Origin of the sequence: Candidatus Neptunochlamydia vexilliferae, assembly GCF_015356785.1 — a bacterium.
Taxonomy (GTDB): domain Bacteria; phylum Chlamydiota; class Chlamydiia; order Chlamydiales; family Simkaniaceae; genus Neptunichlamydia; species Neptunichlamydia vexilliferae.
Genome location: NZ_JAAEJV010000088.1, coordinates 1 through 4,842, shown reverse-complemented (window position 1 = coordinate 4,842; position 4,842 = coordinate 1). Strand labels below are relative to the sequence as shown.

The window sequence follows — 4,842 nt, the reverse complement described above, 5'->3', positions numbered from 1 at the left end:
CTACTATTCCATTCCGAGCTAGGAATGTGACAAAGCTAATGACCTCATTGATCTCCCATATCTCAGAGCCTTTTCCATTTTCAATGGTATCGATCAAAGTCAAGACGCTATCGTAAGAAAGGTTTTCGTAAGAGAGAAAATCCCAGATGGATTCTTTTTCCTCCCAAAGTCTAAGGGGGGAGCATGCCTCAACCGGACTATTCAAAAAGATTGCTGGGATACAGAAAATGAGCAGAAAACGAAAAATCTTCATATGAGCCCCAAGAGTTGAAAAGTGTTGATTCTAGTTAATGGTTTTTTGAAAAGCAAGGGAATTTTCTACTGATATGGTATTAACCTGAATTTCGGGTTTATTTTGCTCAGCTCCAGAGGGAGTTTTGCTTAAATTTTCTTCTTTTGGATCGAAGGTAAGGGTCTAAATGGCCCTTTCCGAGATCACAAAGGAGAAAAGAAAGCTAAAATCCCCTGAGGTTGAGTGAAATAAACCCGAAATTCAGGTTATTAACGTGAACAGGACACTCGTTAATCTCTAGGTAATGTTTTGGCAAACATTCTATAAAAAAATATTTTTTTGTCAAGTCATTTTTGAAGGATCGACCGCTTTGTCAAATGCGTCAGCAGTCAGGTAGCCCATAGAAAGAGCCGCTTCTTTAAGGGTCGTGTGTTCCTCATAGGCCTTTTTGGCGATTTCAGCCGCTTTATCATACCCAATAACGGGGTTAAGGGCGGTGACAAGCATCAGAGACCGTTCGACAAGGGCGTTGATGTGTTTGGTGTTTGCCTCGATCCCCTCTAGACACCGGTCATGGAAGTTTTTCGCTCCATCGGCAAGGAGCTGGATCGACTGGAGAAGGTTATAGATCATAACGGGGCGGTAGACATTGAGCTCGAAGTTTCCTTGCGAGCCTGCTGTGGCGATCGTGGTATCATTTCCCATCACCTGGATGCAAATTTGAGAAAGGGATTCGCATTGGGTCGGGTTGACCTTCCCCGGCATGATCGAAGAGCCGGGCTCATTGCTTGGAAGGATGAGCTCACCGATTCCCGAACGGGGACCGGAGGCCATCCACCGGATATCGTTGGTGATCTTGAGAAGGGAGCCGGCCAAAAGGCGGAGGGCGCCACTCATCTCAACAAGGGCATCATCGGCAGCAATTGCCTCAAACTTATTGGGCGCTGTTGTAAAGGGTGTGCCGGTCAGGTCAGAAATGACCGCTGCCACTTTTTCAGAAAACCCTTTAGGGGCGTTCAGCCCTGTTCCAACAGCAGTTCCTCCAAGGGCGATTTCCGAAAGATGGGGAAGGGCCGTTTCAATCGCTCGGATCCCATACTCGATCATCGCGGCATAGCCCGAAAACTCTTGGCCTAAAGTCAAGGGAACGGCGTCCATCAGGTGGGTCCGCCCAATCTTCACAATCTTTCCAAAGGCCTTTTCTTTGGTCTTAAGCCCCTCGAGGAAAACCTTTAGGTGGGGCAAGAGATCTTCTTTTATCTTGAGGGTGGCTGCGATGTGGGCAGCTGTGGGGAAGGTGTCGTTCGAAGATTGCGACTTATTGACATCATCATTGGGGTGAATCGGCTCTTTGGAGCCCATCGTCCCCCCTGCTTTTTCAATGGCGTAATTGCTGATGACCTCATTGACGTTCATGTTGGTCTGGGTTCCCGAACCGGTTTGCCAGACAACGAGGGGGAAATGATCATCGAGCTTGCCCGCTAAAATCACATCGGCTGCATCTAGGATCATCGTGAGTTTTTCTTTCGGAAGGAGCCCCATCTCATGGTTGACGATGGCAGAGGCTTTTTTGACCGTGGCAAGGCCATAGATGACCTCCTTCGGCATCTTCTCTCCCCCAACGGGGAAGTTTTGCCGCGACCGCTCGGTCTGCGCCCCCCAATACCTGTCCTCAGGAACCTCAACGGTCCCAAGGCTATCTTGCTCTTTCCTCATACCTGCCTTATAGCCTGCAGTACTACACACTGTCAATTCAATCTTGGAGTATTAAGTTTAAAGCTAGGACCTAAGGAATTCAGAGTTTATTTTTCCCTTGCGTCTACTCTCTAGGTAGTAAAGCAAGCCTAAAATTTATGCGAAAGTTTAAAAAAGCATGAGCAAATATAGCAGCTGCTAAGCCTGACCTCGACTTTAAACGCTCTGAATGCAGGGCTATTGCATTCAAAATTAAACCTCCCATAAATAAACGACCACACCTTTCAGGCTGAAGACAAGAGCCATGAGCGTATGTAAAAAAAATAGCGCTCGCAATAACTGCAGCAATCCTTATTGTATCTGCTCTTGATAACTTTGAAAAAAGAGGCTTTGCTAAAACTCTACTATATTTCGAGTCGATGGCATTAAGACCTTGATCTAAGATTAATACCGGGAAACGGAATACAAGTTCTTCTACGATAGGAGCGAAAATACACTCGATAGCAAGCCGCCTTTTCGCCACATCTTTAAAAAACATTCTACCTAGAAACTCTAATGCTAAATTTGTTGTTACTATCCCTACTTTACGTATGCAGACTCTTGCTTTTTCTGGAACAAATGTGTCAATTTCAAACTTCCCATCAGTTTGAAAAGATACTTCCCTATTTAATACACCCCCTATTTCAACTCCTTCCATCAACATGAATACCATTACAGCTAAAAACTTTTTAGACTTTAAAAACTTTGGTATCTTGTCATGCAGGCAAGAGTCATAAAAAACATTTAATTTAGATGAATAAGCAACTGCACTCATACCCCTCTCCTTTTTTAATTAATTATAACATACAATTTAATTTATTTGTATTTCTTTTAATTTAAGTAAAATTTAAATAATTAACGGTAGACTATTTAACAAATAACTATTTTTAATTTAAAAATGTACTGAGAGTCTGAAGAGGTTTTTACTAACTTTTTGGTGTTTTTAATTGACTTTTTGGTTTTTTTTATGGTAAAATTTGGTATAATTTAAATGGGAGTTTAAAAAATGAGTACATCATTAGAAAGGGAAATCAATACTATTTTGGCAAGTGATGCATCCTTTATAGCAAAAAAAAATGGCTACTATATCGATAGAGAATTCTCCCCAAAAGAACGTAGTATTTTTTTTGAATCCTTAACTCAATATGCCATCAAAACACTTAAGAAACCTAAAGATTATGGACTAACAGAAGAAGCTTTAAAGCAACGCATTTCTGAACGGGTAGCTGTTTGGTTTAATGAAAACTGCAAATGCTCATCAGAAGATGAGTACATTCCCTTTGAACAATCTTACACTATCTGGGATATGGCAGCTGATATATTCAAATTCTTAAATTCTGTAAGCACCAGTTCTTCACAATAACCTCTTACTTCCATATTAAAAAAGCAGCGGATCACCCCTTAAACCCCGGAGTGCTACTAATGTCAAATGAAATGACCACATACTCCAATAGAGTAGGGGTCATTTTGCCCCTCTGAACCTGGAGGAAAATCTTTAGGTGGGGCAAGAGATCTTCTTTTATCTTGAGGGTGGCGGCGATGTGGGCAGCTGTGGGGAAGGTGTCGTTCGAGGATTGCGACTTATTGACATCATCATTGGGGTGAATCGGCTCTTTGGAGCCCATCGTCCCCCCTGCTTTTTCAATGGCGTAGTTGCTGATGACCTCATTGACGTTCATATTGGTCTGGGTTCCCGAACCGGTTTGCCAGACAACAAGAGGAAAATGATCGTCGAGCTTGCCTGCCAAAATCGCATCAGCTGCATCTAGTGCTCTGTCAACCCTAAGAATTAGGATATCTTGATTTATCTTTTCCCGGCTGGCTTCGTGTTCGATCTCACAAACTTATAAAAGTTTAGATTCGATCTCCACACTTTACCAGCCAAAAAAAATCTCAACCAATCTATCCTTAATTTTAGGGTTGACAGAGCACTAGAATCATCGTGAGTTTTTCTTTCGGGAGAAGTTCCACCTCATGATTGATGATGGCAGAGGCTTTTTTGACAGTCGCAAGGCCGTAAATGACCTCCATTGGCATCTTCTTTCCCTCAACGGGGAAGTTTTGCCGCGATCGTTCGGTCTGCGCCCCCCAATACCTGGCCTCAGGAACCTCGACGATGCCGAGGGTGTCTTGCTCTTTTCCTCATACACCACCTTATAAGCTTCTCCACTGATTTCTTGCTATTTTATTTTGAAAGGGTTTAGGATAGCGGCCTAGGAGGGCAGAAAAAGTAAGGGATGGTGGTCAAACTCCGCCTGGTGTGCAATCGGAGCAGCAGCTCTTATTGACGAAGATGTCACCATCAAGGCAACATTAGGAGGAGAGGGAAAGCAAGTCACCCTAACCATTAAGGATGGGGAACTCCAAAACAAAGATCTCTATGTTCATTTCCCTATTCCGATGACTCAAGCCTGGGATAATGTAACCTATACATGTAGCACAATGCTCCTTTTTAGCTCTGAAGAAGGGGTGGATCAGTGATGTGAACGTCATGGGATGGAAAAAGGGGATGTGCAGCCAATAGAAACGGTCTTTGAGTTTGCGAAGATTTGGTATGGGAATCATTTAAATCGTAACTGGACGAAATGGACAATAGAAGAAGCTCAAGAGATTTTCGACCATTTTGGGCTCAATCATCCTCATTGGGATCTTCCAAAAGCTCAGTCAAGGTTTTAGCCAAAAGGCTATCTATAATAGACTTTTATTCAATGTATACCCAAACGAGGCTTTCCCGCTGTAACAATTTTAAGTAAGCTGGGTCGAAAAAATCCAGCCGGCCAGCCGCCGATTTGGCTCGACTAGAAGATGAAAGTTTATAAATTTCTCCCAATTCGGGGTTTAAAATAATTTATAGTGTTTTTTCTGCGCTTTCGGGG

At 43.1% G+C, this 4,842-nt stretch carries 4 protein-coding genes and 2 pseudogenes; 2 read left to right on the top strand and 4 right to left on the bottom strand.

Annotation, left to right across the window (positions count from 1 at the left end; genetic code table 11):
* The 3 genes from NEPTK9_RS09040 to NEPTK9_RS09030 form a co-directional block, all read right to left on the bottom strand.
* Window positions 1–205 (bottom strand): hypothetical protein (locus tag NEPTK9_RS09040; protein WP_194848506.1); only part of this gene is annotated, 205 nt, incomplete at its 3' end.
* 369 nt (window positions 206–574) lie between these two features.
* A complete protein-coding gene (gene fumC, locus NEPTK9_RS09035; protein WP_194848505.1) occupies window positions 575–1,948 on the bottom strand; it encodes a class II fumarate hydratase in 1,374 nt (457 codons plus the stop codon).
* A gap of 103 nt (window positions 1,949–2,051) precedes the next feature.
* On the bottom strand, window positions 2,052–2,741 hold the full coding sequence (locus NEPTK9_RS09030; protein ID WP_194848504.1) for a CPBP family intramembrane glutamic endopeptidase: 690 nt from the start codon (window positions 2,739–2,741) through the stop codon (window positions 2,052–2,054).
* 231 nt (window positions 2,742–2,972) lie between these two features.
* Here NEPTK9_RS09030 and NEPTK9_RS09025 point away from each other — a divergent pair, with 231 nt between their 5' ends.
* Window positions 2,973–3,329: a hypothetical protein gene (locus NEPTK9_RS09025; protein WP_194848503.1), complete on the top strand. Its 357-nt coding sequence runs from the start codon at window positions 2,973–2,975 to the stop codon at window positions 3,327–3,329.
* 133 nt (window positions 3,330–3,462) lie between these two features.
* On the opposite strand, the pseudogene NEPTK9_RS09020 reads toward NEPTK9_RS09025, so the two are convergent.
* Window positions 3,463–3,774: pseudogene (locus NEPTK9_RS09020) on the bottom strand (lyase family protein); the annotation flags it as partial.
* Between the two features lie 436 nt (window positions 3,775–4,210).
* Here NEPTK9_RS09020 and merB point away from each other — a divergent pair.
* Window positions 4,211–4,447: pseudogene (gene merB / locus NEPTK9_RS10065) on the top strand (organomercurial lyase); the annotation flags it as partial.
* Between the last annotated feature and the right edge of the window lie 395 nt (window positions 4,448–4,842).

Bases quoted from the DNA above. Each gene is read 5' to 3' on its own strand.
- fumC (WP_194848505.1), bottom strand. From the start codon at position 1,948: ATGAGGAAAGAGCAAGATAGCCTTGGGACCGTTGAGGTTCCTGAGGAC.
- NEPTK9_RS09030 (WP_194848504.1), bottom strand. From the start codon at position 2,741: ATGAGTGCAGTTGCTTATTCATCTAAATTAAATGTTTTTTATGACTCT.
- NEPTK9_RS09025 (WP_194848503.1), top strand. From the start codon at position 2,973: ATGAGTACATCATTAGAAAGGGAAATCAATACTATTTTGGCAAGTGAT.